17 protein-coding genes are annotated in these 18948 nt (G+C 38.7%); all 17 read left to right on the top strand.

Translation table 11 applies throughout. The annotated features are described in order from the left end of the window. Nucleotides 1-5: 5 nt before the first annotated feature. The 17 genes from QNH20_RS18375 to QNH20_RS18295 all read left to right on the top strand — a co-directional run bounded on the left by QNH20_RS18375 (nt 6) and on the right by QNH20_RS18295 (nt 18566). The gene (locus QNH20_RS18375) at nt 6-425 is read left to right on the top strand and encodes an ArpU family phage packaging/lysis transcriptional regulator (protein WP_283919424.1); all 420 of its coding nucleotides are present in this window, start codon (nt 6-8) and stop codon (nt 423-425) included. A 44-nt stretch (nt 426-469) separates the two neighbouring features. Then, nucleotides 470-781, top strand: a complete 312-nt coding sequence (locus QNH20_RS18370; RefSeq protein WP_283919423.1) for a hypothetical protein — start codon at nt 470-472, stop codon at nt 779-781. 607 nt (nt 782-1388) lie between these two features. Then, the gene (locus QNH20_RS18365; protein WP_283919422.1) at nt 1389-2258 is read left to right on the top strand and encodes a hypothetical protein; all 870 of its coding nucleotides are present in this window, start codon (nt 1389-1391) and stop codon (nt 2256-2258) included. 37 nt (nt 2259-2295) lie between these two features. Further along, the gene (locus QNH20_RS18360) at nt 2296-2730 is read left to right on the top strand and encodes a terminase small subunit (protein WP_283919421.1); all 435 of its coding nucleotides are present in this window, start codon (nt 2296-2298) and stop codon (nt 2728-2730) included. Further along, nucleotides 2702-4195: a phage terminase large subunit gene (gene terL, locus QNH20_RS18355; RefSeq protein WP_283919420.1), complete on the top strand. Its 1494-nt coding sequence runs from the start codon at nt 2702-2704 to the stop codon at nt 4193-4195. The genes QNH20_RS18360 and terL overlap by 29 nt, the downstream gene beginning before the upstream one ends. Nucleotides 4196-4199: 4 nt before the next feature. After that, nucleotides 4200-4406, top strand: coding sequence for a hypothetical protein (locus QNH20_RS18350; RefSeq protein WP_283919419.1), 207 nt, complete (start codon nt 4200-4202; stop codon nt 4404-4406). A gap of 1 nt (nt 4407) precedes the next feature. Continuing rightward, nucleotides 4408-4620 carry a hypothetical protein gene (locus QNH20_RS18345; protein ID WP_283919418.1) on the top strand — a complete coding sequence of 71 codons (213 nt, stop codon included), beginning with the start codon at nt 4408-4410 and terminating at the stop codon, nt 4618-4620. Nucleotide 4621: 1 nt separating this feature from the next. Continuing rightward, on the top strand, nt 4622-6367 hold the full coding sequence (locus QNH20_RS18340) for a hypothetical protein (RefSeq protein ID WP_283919417.1): 1746 nt from the start codon (nt 4622-4624) through the stop codon (nt 6365-6367). A 73-nt stretch (nt 6368-6440) separates the two neighbouring features. Then, entirely contained in the window at nt 6441-7214 is a 774-nt protein-coding gene (locus QNH20_RS18335; RefSeq protein WP_283919416.1) for a hypothetical protein, read from the top strand. Nucleotides 7215-7227: 13 nt separating this feature from the next. Next, nucleotides 7228-8058, top strand: coding sequence for a major capsid protein (locus QNH20_RS18330; RefSeq protein ID WP_283919415.1), 831 nt, complete (start codon nt 7228-7230; stop codon nt 8056-8058). A gap of 13 nt (nt 8059-8071) precedes the next feature. Further along, nucleotides 8072-8209, top strand: coding sequence for a hypothetical protein (locus tag QNH20_RS18325; protein ID WP_283919414.1), 138 nt, complete (start codon nt 8072-8074; stop codon nt 8207-8209). A 61-nt stretch (nt 8210-8270) separates the two neighbouring features. Continuing rightward, entirely contained in the window at nt 8271-8729 is a 459-nt protein-coding gene (locus QNH20_RS18320; RefSeq protein ID WP_283919413.1) for a hypothetical protein, read from the top strand. Further along, nucleotides 8729-10510 carry a hypothetical protein gene (locus QNH20_RS18315; RefSeq protein ID WP_283919412.1) on the top strand — a complete coding sequence of 594 codons (1782 nt, stop codon included), beginning with the start codon at nt 8729-8731 and terminating at the stop codon, nt 10508-10510. The genes QNH20_RS18320 and QNH20_RS18315 overlap by 1 nt, the downstream gene beginning before the upstream one ends. A 75-nt stretch (nt 10511-10585) precedes the next feature. Next, nucleotides 10586-12394 (top strand): hypothetical protein, encoded by a 1809-nt coding sequence (locus QNH20_RS18310; protein ID WP_283919411.1) that lies wholly within the window; start codon nt 10586-10588, stop codon nt 12392-12394. 12 nt (nt 12395-12406) lie between these two features. Next, complete coding sequence (locus QNH20_RS18305; RefSeq protein ID WP_283919410.1) at nt 12407-12976, top strand: H-type lectin domain-containing protein; 570 nt, start codon at nt 12407-12409, stop codon at nt 12974-12976. A 4-nt stretch (nt 12977-12980) separates the two neighbouring features. Further along, nucleotides 12981-13976 (top strand): hypothetical protein, encoded by a 996-nt coding sequence (locus QNH20_RS18300; RefSeq protein ID WP_283919409.1) that lies wholly within the window; start codon nt 12981-12983, stop codon nt 13974-13976. 18 nt (nt 13977-13994) lie between these two features. Further along, nucleotides 13995-18566 carry a hypothetical protein gene (locus QNH20_RS18295; RefSeq protein WP_283919408.1) on the top strand — a complete coding sequence of 1524 codons (4572 nt, stop codon included), beginning with the start codon at nt 13995-13997 and terminating at the stop codon, nt 18564-18566. The last annotated feature ends 382 nt before the right edge of the window (nt 18567-18948 follow it).

Below are 18948 nucleotides of genomic sequence, written 5' to 3'. Positions count from 1 at the left end.
GGTATATGATGCAATTAGCTTTCTTAGATACCAGATTAAGCAATGAAGTAAAACGGAAAACCGAAAAGCTTATGAGCAGCTATAAAAATCTTGAAGCAATCATTGAGTCAAAGAAACTGGATGCCCCTAAATTAGTCGTGAATTATCAAGCTAGCGAAGCACAAAGAAGTAATCAGTTTCACAGTGAAACAGAAACTCTTGCCATAAACAAAGTTGAAATAGATGAATACACAAAGACAAAGAGGAAACTTGATTTAGTGTACTATTCATTAAAACCTGTACAACAAAGGATATGGGATCATAAGTTTTTATTAGGCCGGTACGATGTAGATGTTTACACGGATTTGAATTTACCCGATAGAACCTATTACCGATTGAAAAGAGAAATGATTGCAGTTGTGGCGGAAGCATTTGGATTTATTTAAGGGACAGTAGACACAAATTGTGACATAACGAAAGGGTGAAAAAGTTGAGAAAAACGTATTATGTTGACGATGAAGAAAATGTTTATACATTTCACGGGCATTTAGAAAATGGTTTGTATAATCTATTTAATATTATGACTGAAGAATATTATCACGCAGACCCTCACGAAGTAAAAAGAGTGGAATCAACTCAACTGGTTAAAGGATTATTACAGAAATTTAAAGATATAAGTTATGGATTTCATACCGAAATATCTTCAAGAAATAATACGGAAATGACCGAAAAAGAACTGGCACATATGAAAGGGTTATTACTCGGTAGCCACATAATTCATAGTAGAAAAATTAAACTCTAATTATGTCGCAATTCGAATAAACAGCGAAGTGGCAGAATATTGCAGTAAAAAAGCCGTACATGGCACCATTTTCCATGATATTATGATAGTGTAGAAGTTTTACAGGGTACGGAAATATCCTCGATCGTTATTATCCGTACTACAGGTATTCAAAAGGCGGTACTGCAACCTCGGGCGGTATCGTCTTTTAAAACACACACGGTGGCGGAATAAGTAGACGCTAGGTAGTTCAGTTGGTAGAACTGTGGTAAATATCGGTAGTAATATACCGAGGGGAACGCAATTGCAATACCCTTTTGCAAAGCCACAAGTCGGTGCTTCGATACCACCCCAAGGCATAGCAGGCTATGTAAGGTGCAAATCCTTACCCGTGTATAAAGTTATTTGTTCCTTCCACTCCCGGAAATATAACGAGGGTGTGTCCTAGGCTATAGGAACAATAACAAAATAAGGCGATTATCACTTACGAGCGAAAGCTCCTAATAAAGTGGTAGTCGTCTTTTTATTATGCGTTCAATGAAATTTATATACGATGGTCATAAGTGGGAAAAACAAACCTTCATATCGACATGTGGGCGGGGTCGGAAGGTATTAAGGCGGTGAGGAAATGTCGAAAACATTTGATAATTTACAGGAAACACAGGATATGCTTTTAAATCATTACAAGCATATCAAAGTAGATGCAGACCGTATCTTTTACACTGACATTTCCGATATCCATCTAGGACATAAAGGGTTTGATACAAAAACATTTGAGAATCTAATCGAAGTGATCAAAGAAATACCGAATTTTTATGTATTCTTGGGTGGGGATACAATCAACCACGCTAATAAAGGGAGTAAGTCCTCTCCGTTTGAAGAAAACATGACACCACGAGAACAGATAAAAGGTCAGTATGAATATGGGAAACTCACAAGAAAAGGAATCATTCAATACTTAGAACCTATTAAGGATAGGGTCATAGGCAAAATAGATGGTAATCATGACGGAACACGATCTCAAGAGTTTAATGATATGTCACCAGGTGAATGGTTAAGTGACATATTAGGCATCCAATACTTTGGTGATTTAGCACTCATACAATTCAGCGTGAGAAAAAATGCATACACTCATTTCCACCACCACATAACAGGAAGCACAGGAAAGAAAATGAATCTGAATAAGCTGCAAGAGAAGGGCGAAGAGTGGAGATGCGATGTTATATGGGGCGAACACACACATAGAAGGCAACACGGTTCTGAATATTATGTGGACATAGATTTAAGGAACCAAAAACCCATCATACGAAAACAATACTTTGTAAACACGAATTCCTTATTAGGTTGGTCAGGCTATGCCAAAACAAAAGGGTATCGATTAGGTGTAACTGGGATTAAAGTAATTGAGATGTCAGGAATAAAGAATAATCGGTACATTCGGGTGTATGAGGAATTCAAAGACTTTTATGATTTAGTAGTAAAACAGTCTAATAATTAGAAAGTTAGAGTGATTAGTCTAATCAGCAAGGGGGAAGGTGAATGATGTGAAGCTAACAGAGAAACAGAAGAGATTTGCTGATTATTACATTGAAACAGGGAATGCAACGGAATCCTATAAGAGAGCAGGATACAGTGCGACCTCCGACAATATAGCTGGTGTAGAATCCCATAAATTACTAAGAAATCCTAAGATAGTGGAATATATAGAGCAACGCAATAAACAGCTTGAGAGTGACAGAGTAGCCAACATGGAGGAAGTAAAACAGTTTTGGACTAATACCATGCGAGATAATGAAGCAGAGATTAAAGACCGTTTAAAAGCTTCTGAATATATAGCGAAAACAAATGCTGCTTTCATCGAGAAACAACAAATAACCGGTGATATAACTCAAACGGTTCATAATGATCTAAGCAAGCTGTCAGTTGAGGAGTTGAAACAAATTGAAAGCATCCTCACTAAGACTGATTGATATAAAAAGAGAATTGGCCCGAAAGAATTACATTGATTATGTAGTATTCACTCATGAGGGCAGATACAAAACAGCTCCACACACTGAATTTATTGCAAATGTGATTCAATACGCAATAGACAAAAAGAAACAAATGCGTGACGGTTTAATACCAACAGAGAATCAATACATTGCCTTGAACATGCCTCCACGTCATAGTAAGTCGATGACGATAACTGAAACGTTGCCTTCTTACTACTTAGGACAGTTTCCAGAGGATAGAATCATTGAGATTTCCTATAACGATACCTTTGCTCGAAAGTTTGGTAAGAAGAATAAAGAGAAAGTTCGTCAATATGGCAAGGAATTATTCAATATCGAAATTGCTAAAGACAGTTCAGCACACGATGAATGGGCTTTAGATAATAATATAGGCGGTATGATTAGCCGTGGGGTGTTATCGGGTATTACAGGTCAAGGTGCAGACTTAATGATTATAGATGATCCTATCAAGAACCGTGAAGAAGCAGACAGTGAAACCCATCGAGAAAAGATATGGGATGAATGGATTGATTCTTTTTCTTCTCGTTTGCATCCTGGGGCGATAGTTATATTAATTCTGACCCGATGGCATGAGGATGATCTACAAGGTAGATTGCTAAATCCTGAGTATGGTGAACCTCTCAATTGGCGAGTTTACAATTTTCCTTTGGAGGCAGAGGAAAATGATATCCTTGGTAGACAACTGGGAGAACCTTTATGGCCTGAACGTTATGGATATTCCTTCATTGCGGAAAGGAAACGATATCCATCTAGTTTCAATTCCCTTTATCAAGGCAGACCTACAGCGGCAGAAGGTAACATGGTTAAACGTGCGTGGTGGAAAAAGTATGATACACTCCCTTCCTTACCTCGTTTAATAATGAGTGTAGATGCTACATTTAAAGAAAGTGATACATCGGATTTTGTTTCTATTCAAGCGTGGGGGAAAAGAGGAGTTAATGCCTATTTAGTTGATAGGATAAACGCTCGGATGGATTTTCCTACAACGCTTAAAGAAATAAAGAAAATGAAACAGCGTTATCCAGATATAAGCGGAATTTATATAGAGGATAAAGCAAACGGATCTGCAATTATCTCTATGTTGCGAAAAAAAATACCAGGAATTATTGCGGTTAATCCTAAAGAAAGTAAAATCGCTAGGGTTAGCGCTATTTCCGATTACATTGAATCAGGTAATGTGTGGTTGCCGAAAAATGAACCGTGGGTAAATGAATACCTCGATCAATGGTCTGCATTTCCAAGAGGTAAGAATGATGATGATGTAGATGGTGGTTCCCAAGCTTTAAATAAACTATTCTACTTCAATGCAGATATACCGATTGAACCTGACCCTGACAACCCAACCCCAGCCGAGAAACACGCTAAGGCCATCAAACAAATGACAGGCGGAAAGCCTCAAATAAATGCTTATACAAAGTGGTGATAATATGGAAACATGCCCAAAGTGCAATAGCTTACTACGTACCGGTATCTCTCAAATGACGTTTGAGAATGACGATACACCAGATAAAGAAACAATCGCTTATACAAATATACCGATGATCTGTCCAAACAAAGCGTGTGACGATTACGGTGGAGAAGATACTTCAAAACCTCGAATTGTTGTTGAAACTGTAAAGAATAGGGTGAACTAATATGCAATTTATCTACGGACTACTCACAGCAGCAGTCTTTTTTTTATGCCTTCTTTTCTTTTTCTATTTGGGTACACGCTATGCCAAGCAGAAACCACCTGATAAAGAAGTAGACGAAAGCACGATTCATAAACAAGCCAAATTACAAGAGAATTTTATGAAGTTGATGCAATACGATGTTGCTCAAGCGACAGCAAGAAAGAAGGTGACATAATTTGAGTGAGAAAACTTCCGATTGGAAATTATACGAGGCCGGTAAGAAGTATAACAACGGTCTCAAGCCAAACTATTATGACACGGTTGATGCAAACCTTGAGTTTTTTGCCGGCAACCAGTGGCGGAACTTAGAAGCCGAGGACATGCCACAACCTGTATTCAATATTATCAAACGTGTTGTTACCTTCTTTGTTGCATCCTTAACGGCAAGTAAGACTAAATTACACTTTGAACCACTGTTAAATGTTGATAACGGTGACGATGTGTTTTCTCCTTCTGTATTCGCTAATGCACAGGTAGAAAACCTCTTCGAAAAGTTCAAGATGGACTTCAAAATCAAAGAAGCATTATTTGACGGTGCTAACACTGGTGATTATGCTGCCCACTTTTACTTTGATATGAGCAAAAAACCTTATGCCAATCAGTATGAAATGATCAAAGGTGAAATCGAAATGGAATTGGTAGATGGCACGAATGTATTTTTCGGTAATGCCAACAATCCCCGGACTGATGCACAGCCTTATATCATCATCAGTGGTCGTGATATGGTGCAGAACCTTCGCGACGAGGCGAAACGTTTTAAGAAAAGTGATCAAGACGTTGACGCTATTAAGTCTGACAAGAATTACAGTGAGCAATCCTCTGACAATGGTAAGTTAGAAGTAGATGCCGATGAATACGGCAAAGCACTTTATATTATTGTGTACCGAAAGAAAAAGGTTAAGCGAAAGCAAACGGACGAGATGGGCAATGAAATAGAGGTAGAGGTTGAAGCGATCACAGCGTCCAAGAGTGTTGAGAATGCTTATATCTATAAGGACATCGACACAGGTTTATCAACTTATCCTGTAGCATGGGCAAACTGGGAAAAACAAAAGAATACGTATCATGGCAGAGCGTTAGCAACTGGACTATTGCCAAACCAAATCTTTATCAATCGTTCATTCGCTATGATTATGTACCATTTGATGATGACAGCCTTTCCTAAAGCTGTATATAACGCTGATTTAATCAGTGTGTGGGATAACTCTATCGGTGCGGCAATCCCCATCAGTGGGGCGCCAATGGAAGCTCCTATTCGAAATGTAGCTGGTTATCTTGAACCTGGTAACATGAGTAATCAAATTATCCAAACCATCGAGTTAGCCATGCAGTACACGAAAGAGACGCTGGGCATTAGTGATGTGGCTATGGGTCAAATCGAAAACCCTAAGAATACATCAGCCATTATAGCGGTGCAAAAGTCCAGTGCTATTCCTCTTGAAAATCCAAGAGCAAACCTTTATGAGTGGATTGAGGATATCGGCCGGATCTTGTTTGACATGATGGGTACTTATTACGGTACACGTCCGGTAGTCATTGAAGCTGATGGTGAAAAACAGATCATTGAATATGATTTCAGTCAATTTAAAGATATGTGGCTAAATGTACGGGCAGATGTAGGTGAGTCCTCATATTGGTCTGAGATTGCTTCACTACAAACATTAGATAGTTTACTAGATCGCGAGAAAATAGAGTTTGTTGATTACCTTGAGAGGGTGCCAGAAGAATACATCCCACAAAAACAAGAGTTAATCAGCAAAATTAAACAGCAAATGCAAATGGCAGAGGAAATGGCGAATGACCCACGGAATGCTATTGCTCAATTGTCACCAGAGGAGCAACAAGCGTTTTATAATGCACCACCTGAAAAGCAACAAGCAATATTAGCACAATTAGCACAACCACAAGCACCTGTTATGTAGGTGTTTTTATTTTGCCCTAAGCAAGGCATTAAAAGGCTATATTTCCCCTACCCCTGGGAAAGGAGCGTTACAAATGAATGAAGATATGATTTTACCTGATGATTTCGAAGAATCCCTACCACTGGATAACGAAATCGCAGACGAAACACCTGTTGAAACGGATGCCCAACCACAAGCAGACGAAACAACAGAAGCGCCACAAGATACAACTGAACCTCTTAAATTCAAAGTGAAATTCAATAGAGAGGAACAGGAGTTATCTTATGACGAAGCTGTTCCGTTTATTCAAAAAGGCATGCACTTCGATAAAGTCCAAGAACGTTTACAAGCGCTTGAAAGTGATCCACGTTTGGCATTTATCGAGAACCTTGCAAATCAGAATGGCATGACAGCAGATGAATATATTCAAGCTGTACAACAACAACAGGAACAGGCTCGCATTGACGAGTTAGTGCAACAAGGCATATCTGAGGAATTAGCATCTGAAATGCTTGAGAATAAAAAATTCCGCCAACAATACGAAGCCGAAAAGCAAACCAAGGCACAGCAAGAAAAGCAAAATGCGGAGTATAACGAGTTTTTTGATTACTTCAAGCAAGCCAACGGACGGGATTTCGACTCAAACAAAGACCAAATCCCTGAAACAGTATGGCAAGCAACTCAAAACGGTGTGCCTCTTAAATTTGCGTATATGGAACACCAAAATCAGCAATTACAACAACAAATCCAAACCTACAAGCAGAATGAAACTAACGCTAATCGGGCGCCTGTGACGTCTACAACGGCACATGGCGGCACTGAGATTGCGAGTGAGGATGATTTCTTAGCTGGGTTTAACTCAATCTAAGGAGATGATTTAAATGGCAGTAAACTTAGCCACTAAATATTCAGATAAGGTAGATGAAAGGTTTAAACTAAAATCACTTACAGAAGCAGCGACCCACCAAGAATATGATTGGGATGGCGTTAAAACCGTAAACATTTATAACATTTCTACATCAGCAATGAATGACTACACACGTTCCGGTACAGCTCGTTACGGTGTAGCGGCAGAACTTGATGATACTGTAACACCATTCACCATTACAAAGGATCGTTCCTTCACATTCACGATTGACCAAGGAAACAAAAAGGATTCTATGAATGTTCGTGAAGCAGGAAAGGCACTTGCTCGTCAACATGATGAAGTAGTGGTGCCGGAAATCGACACTTACCGTTTAACGAAATGGGATGCTGCAGCAGTAGCGAACAGCGGTGTACCGACTGCAACAAACATCACGACCTCTAATGCTTACAGTTCATTCTTGCAAGCAACTCAATATCTTGATGATAACAAAGTACCGTCAGAAGGTCGTATTGCTTTCTGTACGCCAGCTTACATTAACAAAGTTAAACAAGATCCTGCTTTCATTAAAGCATCTGAAATCGCTCAAAACTTGTTAATCAAAGGTCAAGTTGGTGAAATCGATGGTGTGGCAATTGTTAAGGTTATCACGCCTTACATGCCAGCTAAAACACCGTTCATCATCGTTCACAAATCAGCGATGTGTGCGCCTAAGAAATTACAAGACTACAAAATTCATGAAAATCCTCCAGGAATCAATGGTAACTTGGTTGAAGGACGTATCTACTACGATGCGTTTATCCTTCCTAGCCGTGTGAAATCCATTTACTCTTGGAAAGAAGTATAAGGAGGTTTTTTGAATGGAACGAGTATTTGAAATTGAAAACGATAAAGGCAAAAAAGTTCGTGTTGTTGCATTAAACGATATTCAGGCAAGTGCCTATCTAAACGAGGGTTTCGAGGAAGTAACCGAAGAAGCCAATAAAAAGAAGAAGTAGTCTAACGGGGGAGCGAGCAATTGTGCTTTGCTCCCCTTTTTTTGTAGAAAGAGGTGATTGCATGAGTGTGATTGCTCAAGATGTGTTTATGATGGCCATGACCTTAATGGATGAAGAATCACAAGATGGTACATTTGTAGGGTATCCTGACGAGTACAAAAAGAAGTCGTGGAATGTTCTCACAATGTTACAAGCGGAATTGTTACCACCATATCTGCAACCATTAGGCATTACGAATGAAAATGATGTTATACAAATAGATGATCGAACAGCGGCAACGGCCTTACCTTATGGATTAGCTGCCCATTTATTAATGAATGAAGACCAACAAAAATCAGCTTTCTATAATGCTCGATACGATGAGTTAAAAAGGAAACGACCTGCTGCTATTGTACCTATCAAAGATGTATACGGAATTGTGGGAACACAAGAAAAAGTAGCCAATCCAACCACTCCTGACATTGACGGTGGTTCGTTTACGGATGACAAGAATGGCATCTATGGCGGAGGTGAATTTTAATGATATTCAGACCACCGAAAGTTAAAGCAACTAAGGGATTAGAACGGGATTTACTTCAATTTGAAGAAGCAGAACTAGGATTTACAAAGGACACCAAACGGTTTTTTGTTGGTAGTGATCAAGGCAATGTTGAGTTAGCCAAACAAGAAGAAGTAAGCGAGGGAATCACCGATTTACAAAGCCAAATTACTCAGGTTGACAGTAAATCAAATGACGCTGTCAATAAAGCAAATGATGTACAAAATCAGTTTGACCGTGTGGTGGCTGAGGCTGGTTCTAACAATCCAGAGGTCGTTCAAGCTCGCGGAAATGAAGTAAATTTGAATGCTCGATTGAATAAAGTTGATACGCAATTGACAGAAAGTGACAATCGGTTAAAAGAGTCAGGATTTAATATTAGATGGAATGCTTTACTTGCTCTGAGTGGTGATTGGACAACAGCAATCCAAACGGCGTTAGATAATTACACTCATGTTTATATTCCAGAAGGTACTTTCCCTTTCACTTCATTAACAGTCACGAGATTTGGAACTACTATATCGGGGGATGGCCAATTAAACGGTAGTTCTAAGCTTCAATATAGTGGTAGTGCAATTGCAATTAAAGTAATGGGTAGCGTTAATTATTTAAAACTACAAAACATACAACTGTTAGGTATTCCTGCTGTAAGTACAGATTATTTCAATATCGGTTCTATAGGGATAGATATAACAGATGGTAACGTATCAATTATGACAGATGGACTATTTATTAGTGGGTTTGAACGATGTATTTTGTCAAATTACAACGGTTATTACAGTAAAATAACAAATAGCAGATTTGAAAAATCAAAAGAATGTTTAGTTAATTTTTCAGCTAATAATTTAGATATAAAAGACACTCGTTTTCAAAAATTTCATAACGCTATTATTGTAAACGGAACAAATTTGACTATCTCGAAATGTTCTTTTGAGATATTCAATGGATCAATTGTTAATGGAAGTGGCGCGGAAGCTGGAATAATTACGATGAAAGACTGTTACGTAGAAATTTATGACAATATAGACCTTCCAACCAATTTCCCTAATCAGATTGCAAACGGGGCTTTAGCTGGAAAATTTGGTGGAAATATCTTATTTACAGGTGCTTTTTCTATTATTAAGTTAATTGACAATGATTTACAATTAGGAGGGGTTTTTCGTGTAGTATCGGTAACCGACTGTAAATCATTAGAGAGTAAAAATCTTATACACATATATAGTTCAGGAAATAATTTAGATAGACTTTACAACCCATCTAATAACTTAAAAAGTTTCAATGTAAATGATACGCTTGGCAAGGATCTAGGTGTGGGTCCGTACAATCGAACATATAACCAACCTGCGTTTACACTGAATAATCCATTTGGGGATAATCTACATTTTGACCCGATTTTAGGCAGAAATTTAATATCTTTCTCAAAAGTTCATACTCCAACTTTGCTAAACAATTGGAATACAACCGATAACACACAAGGTGTACCACGTGTATTTTTATCTTTAGATGGATTGACTTTATCTGGTCATGTAAATGGTACAAATAAAACCGGAGATGTTTTGTTTGTTTTGACAGATAACTATAGACCATTCGCTTATACAAGTAATCGAACATATGTAAACTTAACTGGATTTACGGATTTTGGTTCAGGTAGTCCTGTTCGTTTTCAATATAATTATACAAATGGAGAGTTTAAGCTAATTGGTGCGCCTAGTAGTTTAGCTAATATCTCACTTGATGGTCTTTTTATCCCACTTAGAATTTAGCACGCATTTGGAGAAAATTGTGACGTAGCAAGGACTGATTTTTCAGTCCTATTTTTTATGGAAAGGAGGATGGTTATGGCACAAATGCCAGCGATTACAACAAAATCGCTACCACCTTTTCGATTAGAGCCATTTAGAGGGATGGATGTCAGTGGGGCAGCTACCCAAATAAGCGATCATCATTCGCCTGATACGTTAAATATGATCAGCAACGAGAGGGGAGCATTAGAAAAACGCACAGGTTATACAAGAGTGTTTCCTACTTCATTAGGTACTGGAAAAATCAATGGAATGTATCTGTTTACTCGTACTGACGGCAGTACGATTTTTTTAATTGCACATGGTACCAATCTCTATACTCAATCAGGTAATGCGCAACCTATTTCCATTTTCAACACGTTGCAAAACGGAAAAGTCAACTTATTCACTGTTGAAGGTAAGTGTTACATCATGGATGGGGTTAACTTCTTAGTTTATGATGGGGCAACAATTAAACAAGTAGAACCGTATGTTCCGGTCTTGCAGATATCCAAAAACCCAAGCGGTGGCGGTTCAGCAAACGAGGATTTCAACTTAATCGGCAACAAATTTAAAGACAGTTTCAGCGGTGATGGCGAAGCAACTGTTTATCAGATGTCACTTACTGGACTAGATGCTACTACAGTTTCTGCGGTAGTTGGAACAGCAACCATAAACGAAGGTACGGGTCTTACAGTTGACCGAGTAAATGGCAAAGTAACCTTTACCACAGCTCCGGAAAAGGGAACAAACAATGTTATCATTACGGCCGGCAAAACGGTATCAGGTTATCCCGAACGCATCAAAAAGTGTACGATGGCGGTCGGGTTCGGTGGGTCGAACGATACCAGGACATTTATATCGGGCAATCCCGATATGCCGGAATACATGTTTCGAAGCGGACTCTATGACCCTACTTATTGGCTTGAAAACGGTTATTATCGATTATCCGAGAAAGTTATGGGCTTTTCTAAGCAATATGATTATTTGATTGTCGAACGTCCAAACGGAAAACACATGATTAACTTCCAAATCACCGAAGCAGGAGACGTCAGTTTCCCTTCTAAGCCGATTAATAACCAAGTGGGAGCAATTGCATCAGGAAGTATACAAATCATTGAGAATAACCCTGTATCGCTTTCAAAAGACGGGGTTTACATGCTAGTGGCTTCCAATGTACGTGACGAGCGAAACGTCGTCCATGTCTCTTCCAATATTGATAGAAAACTATTGTTAGAGTCAGGATTAAACAATGCCGTTTCTGTTGACTTTGATAAAAAATATTGGCTTGCACTAAACGGAAATGTGTATGTCTTGGATTACACTCAAAAATCCACTGAAAACCGGTATGGTGAGTGGTATGTCTATAACAATATTAACGCATCGTGCTTCTTAGTGAAGGACGGTTTTTTATATTTTGGCAGTTTAACAGATGGTTTAGTCTATCGCTTTAAAAAGGAGTATGAGGGCGCGGCTTACAATGACGACGGAATGGCGATCAATGCGTACTGGAAGTCAAAACAACTTACTTTCAAAGCGGAGGAATTGAAGAAATACATTGAAGCTCTTTATTTTGCGATGAAACCAGCGAGTAGGACAAGTATTGATATCTATTATTCGTCAGATAAAAAGGAAAATGTCTTAATAAACACCAAAAAGATTCAATTTAATTTATTTGATTTTAACAACTTGGATTTTAATAACTTTACTTTCTATTCATCGACATTCCCGAAAGAAGTCAAATCGAAAGTCAAAGCGAAACAAGTTACCCATTTTCAATTAATGATTCAAAACAACAAATTAGACGAAAGCCTATCTCTTTTATCAATGGGAATTGAGTATAGATATCAATCCAAAATACGTTAGTGAGGTGAGAGTATGTTTGAAAAATTAGTTTCATTTACAAAAGACGTTTCCGATTTACCTGACTCGCCAGCAGCTAACCAAGCGGCAGAATTAAAAGCGCAGTTCGATGCGGCTCCAAATGAAGTAAGAGAATATCTCAATAAATTAATAGATGCCTTGAAAAAAACAGAGGACGGCGATTCGGGAGCCGATAATATCGGAGCTACAGCTATCGCGGGGTTGACAGGTACAACCATACAAACATTGCTTGAAAGTCTTAAAACACATGCTGATAAAAAGGTTCAAGGGTTTGCTAGCAATCTTAGAATTGAGCAGGTGTATGGCCAATTTTTCACAAATGGAAACTCTAGTAAAAGTACAGCATCGGTCAACTTTGTGTCAGCTTTTGAGAGTGCACCTTCTGTTTTCCTCGGAGATATTTCACAGATTCAGTCATATGGAAATACCCTTTGTTTTCCTGTCATTCGTAATGTGACCAAAACAGGGTTTCAATGCGACATTCAAACAGCCGGCGGTCAAAACTTGGGTACACCAGGCAGTCCGGCAAATATATTTATAAACTTTTTAATAATAGGGAAGTGATAACATGGCAGATTGGAGAATTGGTGAAAATTTAAACGCAACCAGTGATGGTAAATGGTATTCCATTGAAACAGATACAAAAGGGAATCGATATAAAAATTTTGTTGCCAGTCCTTATGACACCATGAGCAATAAAATTAACTCTTTATATGACGCTCAAAAAACTAATCAGTTAGGCCAACTACGTGCACAACGTGACAAAGCCATAGCAGGCTTTAATCAACAGAAAAAAGACTTAGCCCCACAATACCAAAACCAACGAAACCAAGCAGATGTGGTAAACGCACAGAGTGCATCAAGAATGCGTGAATTGATGGCGGCTAATGGTATTAATGCCAGTGGTGAAAGTTTAACCACACAGGCAAATCTAGCGTCCTCACGGCAAAACGCTTTAAGTGAGATTAATACCAACGAATCTCATGCTGTTAGGCAAATTGATGACCAAATCGCCAATGAAAATGACCCAGCTCGTGAACAAGCAATTATTAATGCTATCGAAGCGGAACGGTCAGGCAAATTAGCAGAAGCGTATAATCAAGCCCAACAGGATACTTATCAGCGTACAATGGATTGGCGAAATTCAGAATTACAACGACAACAGTTTGAATGGCAAAAACAAATGGAACAACAGCAATTAGCTTTACAGCGTCAAGCTGCTTCTTCAAGATCATCAGGCGGTTCTAGAAGCTCCGGTGGCAGAAGTTCAAGTGGATCAGTAAAGCCAAAAACCAAAGACCAATCCTATCGTGAGGGTATGTCTTATTGGGCAGGAAAAGCCGATGAAGTTCGTAAACAAGGTGCGGTTCGTGTGGCAGAGAGTCTTAGAAATGACCCTGCACAAATTGAAGCTATTACAAGTCAAGGATATGATTTCGAATCCGTTGTTGACGCTTTGTATAATGTGGCATCAAACGGTCAATTCAAAAACCAATCGGATTATAATAAGTATGTTGCAAGTTTTAATACATCAAGCGGTAACGGTAAACGAGGAAGATATTAATAACAAGGCGGTGTCAAAATGCCTTTAAATTTTTTAGATGATTTTCTTACGGACTTTAATAACAAGGCGGACGAGCGAAACAGACAACTTATTTATGAAAAGAATCCGTACAATAAAAATTTATCGCCTACACCACAAAAACTGGTGCCATTAAATAATTCGAATTCAAAAAAGAGCCTTTCTTCAAAGGGGAGGCTCTCTTCAAATGTGAAGAAAAAGGACAATAGTTTTCTTAACGATATGTTGAACATCGGTAAAGCCTCTTTAGAATCTGCCATACATCTAAAGAGTCCAATGCAAGCAAATATTGATATAGCAAAGGACTATGTAAAAAAAGGGCAAGCTCCAACCGATGCGACAAAAGAAATATCGAGGGGTATTACTAGAGCAGCGAATACATTTGGACTTGGTTCGATTAAAGAGGCGGCAAAACGTAAAAATGATTCCTATTATAAAAACCAAGTATTTAACGAGCGAGAAGGTGGAGCAAAAGCGGCAGATTTCGCCTATGATGCTTTAGGATATCTTGCGCCTGGTTCTAAGTTGTATGGGGCACTAAACGCTTCAAAATTAGGCAAAGGACTGACTGAATTCGGTGCAGGAAATTTAGGCAAGAGATTGTTAGCGGAAGCAACAAAAGGTGGTTTAATCGGTGGCGGAATGGCAGGAGCAGAAGTCGGAGCAAGAGAACTAATTAACCCTGATGATTACTCATTCAAGGATAATGCCAAGCATATTGCTTTAGGTACTGCTTTAGGTACGGTTGCAGATCCTTTACTATACGGTGCTGGTAAAGGAATTGCAAAAGGGTTTGAATCTACTGCTAATCGGACTATGAGAAATTTGTTACCGAAAAACGAAGCGGTTGCAAGTGAATTGTCCAATGCCTATAAATCATATAATGCTGGTCCGAATACAAAGCCTAATCCAATATTGCTTGATGATCTAATTCCTAAAGGAAGCGACATCACGAATCCAAGTTTCTTACCTTCATTGAAACCGAAAACAAGCGTCGATAATCCACTCGTTCCTAGAGTCGGTAAATCAATCGATGAACTACCACCATTAGACGAAACTTCTTTATTGGATAGATCGTTGATGTTCGACGGGGCAGAACGGAAATTGCCTGACTTTTCAACAGCAAGACCAGTGATTGAACCTCCTAGCAACGTGAATGTATATGGTGTGGAAGTACCAAAAGGTGATTTAGTTGAAACAGCCCCACCTGAATACTGGCAAAAGAGATATGAAGATTTCGTTAAATATGTAAAGGAAAACGGCTATAATGAAAATAATCTAAATAACGAATCTATCAATGAATTATGGAGTCATTTCGCTAAAACGGATGAACCTGCATTACACACGGTTGTCGATTTAGCATACAACGGATATAAACAGCCTAAAACAATTGATGCAGCGGAGGTATGGGATAAGATGGGCAACCGTCCACCTGTCTCTCAAAATGCAAAGAAAATCTTATTAGGCGAGGTAAAGCAAAAGCAAAAACCCGTTCCACCAAGTCAGGAATTGTTGCCTAATTTAAAACCGAAAAATGCTGTTCAAGAGCCGTTATCACCATTACTACCACCAAAGAATAATTCAGCAGTAGAAACACCGTTAAGGCCTGTAGAACAGACCGTAAACAAAGTAGAAACTCCTGTGAGAAATTTGCAACCTGTACCAAAGCAACCGAATGAACGGTCTTTTTACAACACCGTGGGAAGTTCAGAGAAACTTTCTCCTGAAATGGAACAGTTATTAAACGATTTCGACAAAACTTACAAGCCAATGTCTAATGAACAATTAGTGAATTACGCTAATAAATATGTTACAAAGGACATGGAAAAGGCTTATCAGTTCGTGAAAAATGCTCGCAAATTTGATCCAAGACACATTACAGTCGGACACCGTTTGATTGATGAATTACAGAAAGCTGGTCAATATGATCGTGCCTTAGATGTAGTTGAGAGGTTAGCGGAGCAAGGAACAAAAGCCGGGCAATCAATCCAGTCTTATTCCATTTACAATCGTTTATCTGCAGAAGGTCAGCTTTTGAGGGCTCAAAGACGAGTGAATAAAATTAATGAAACTATTACTGACCCTAATAAACAAATCAAATTAACTGAACAAAACATTCAAGACATTACCCATACAGCAGATAGCATTCAACGATTCACTGGACAGCAGGAACAAGCAAACAATGTTATTAAGATTATGGAAAACATCAAAAAAGGAAATGTTGCAACCGATGCCGAATTAGATACTGTCCGTTCTTTTGTATCTGATGCGAAAAAATTTGTTGCTGACCTTGAACCTGGTGCTCCTCCTAAACAACCTAAGCCTATTAAGGATGTCCGAAACCGTGATAAAGTTGTTGATTTTATGGACAAGCGTGAACAGTTAGCAAGAAAACGGTTAAGAGAGATAATGGGGCGAGCAAACTCCATGCCGGTAGATGCACTTTACGCATTGGCGGATATTGGTGCTTCAAAAATTGCGAAGGGTACTGTTAAAGTTGCTGATTTTACCGAAGATCTAGTAAAAGAATTTGGTGAGAAAGTTCGGCCGTATGCCAAGCAGATTTACAACAAAGCAGTTGAAACATTTAACTTGCAATCTGAATCTATGACTCGTCAACGACTGAGCGAAGTGGAGAAAATCACTAACAAGGCATTAAAAGACAAAAATATTAGTGCTGATGAAGCAGAAAGCATCAGAGAGTTTGCGAGACAAGTAGGACAAATGTCAGGAGATGCGAAACTAGAGCATAGCATGGAGCTTCAAACTACACTTATGAATTTAGATCGTCCTACTTTCGGTCAAAAAATATCTTCAACACAAACAATCGCTCAACTGTTAAATCCTAAAACCATAGTGCGTAATGCCATAGGTAATGAAATGTTCTACCGTGTCGAACAAATGAATAAATTACTAGCAACACCTGTAGACATTTTACGTAGTAAGATTACAGGCGGAGAACGTACGATTACCTTCCGAACGAATAACCAAGGGCAATACTGGCAAAATTGGTTAACAGGAGCTAAAGCAGGATGGAAAGGTGTAAATCCAATGGGCTTACAAACTGCCTATGATTTAGGACCACAAGCGTTCCGTTCTAAGTTTAATCCTTTAACTTATCTTGAAAAGTCGCTAGGGGCTACTTTACGCTCGTTTGACCATGCAGGATATATGAGAGCATATAATAAAACACTTGGTGAAATGGCAACGTTACGAGCGGTTAACCAAGGTCTAAAAGGTCAAGCGAAAAAGGATGCTATTCAACAGTATATCCGTGAAGTTGATGAAAACATGATGCAAATTGCTGACCAATACGGGAAATACGCAACTTTCCAAGATAATACGGTTCTTTCTAATGCTTTAACCAAAGTGAAAAAAGGCTTGAATAAAGTTTCTACACTTGGAACGACTGATGAATTTGGTTTAGGGGATCTTGTTCTAAAGTATCCGAAAACACCAGGTAACTTAGTCATGCGAGCATTAGAATATTCTCCTGCTGGTTTAGTTCGTGCTGGTCACTTGTTGAAAAGTGCTTATAAGACCAAGAACCCATTTGAAAGACGAGAAACAGCACTTGCTTTCACTAGGGCAATTATGGGTACAGGTGGATTTTCGTTGTTAGGTTACTTCTTAGCTGATAAAGGCATTTTAACTGCTGCCGGAAATTCTGATTTTGAAGTGGCGGCATTGGAAAAAATGGCCGGAAAACAACCGAGTAGCGTAAACATTTCAGCTCTTAATCGTTTTGTTCAAAGTGGATTTAATCCAAAGTCCACGGATGCACAAGAGGGAGATACCTTCATATCTTATGATTGGGCGCAACCGATTTCAATTGCTGTTGCATTAGGCACAGGGGTTGCACAATCAGCCAAAGAGAACGGAAAATTAGGATTGGATACTGGTATAAAAGGCGGTGTAGATAGCGCAGCTAATACCATTATTAATCAATCTGTATTAAAAGGGTTAAATGATTTCCTCGCTAACTATCCTGGCCGTACTATGTCCGATAGGGTAGGAGATGCTATTAAAGGTTCAGTAGGTTCATTTGTGCCAACTCTTTCTAACCAATTCAGGCAGCTTAATAACAATACAACTAGGAGCACTTACAGCCCTAAATTTATGAATGAAGTAGGGAATAAAGCGTTAAATCGTATACCGGGATTAGATTCAAAACTTCCTCCTGCCTATGATACACTTGGAAGTCAAAAGGAAACCTATCAAGGCGGTACTAACAATTTACTGAATGTATTCTTAAATCCATCGTTTGTGAGCAAATATAAACCGTCACCTGAAGCTAAATTTGTGTTAGACTATATTAATGCTACAGGTGATAAAACAGCAGCGCCAAGGTTAGCTGAAAAGAAATTAGATGGTGAACCATTAACAAGTCAACAGTATGCAGATATGCAACGGATTATGGGTCAATATGTCCTAAATGAATTGAAAGTAGCAGTACCGGCAATCGGTAAAAATTCTAATGATTACGAACGAATTAAAAAGGCAATGGACAAAATTTTAACCGATGCTGGCAAGGCAGGAAGAGAGGAGATTAGAAGGCAAAGAGGTGAGTAACCTGTTTTGGTTTATTGTAATATTTGCTGTTGTTTGTATCCTTTTCTTTATGGCTATGATTTATGTGGAAAAGTCAAACATGCGGAGAGAAGTTGACCTGGAGTATGACCGAAAAGTCATAAGAAGAATAAATAAGATTGATCCGTATTACAACTTTCTTTACAATCTGTTTGGGTGGATACTAGCCATCCTGGTAATTTACTATATATATTTAGGTTAAGAGAGCTAATACCAGCTCTCTTTTTATTGGAATAATGGTATAATGGAAATAAATACATGTGGTGGCGGAATAAGTAGACGCTAGGTAGTTCAGTTGGTAGAACTGTGGTAAATATCGGTAGTAATATACCGAGGGGAACGCAATTGCAATACCCTTTTGCAA

The sequence above is a fragment of the Neobacillus sp. WH10 genome (genome assembly GCF_030123405.1).
Lineage (GTDB): Bacteria > Bacillota > Bacilli > Bacillales > Cytobacillaceae > Neobacillus.
Note: the sequence above shows the minus strand (reverse complement) of the source record. Positions and strands in the feature narration are given on the sequence as shown.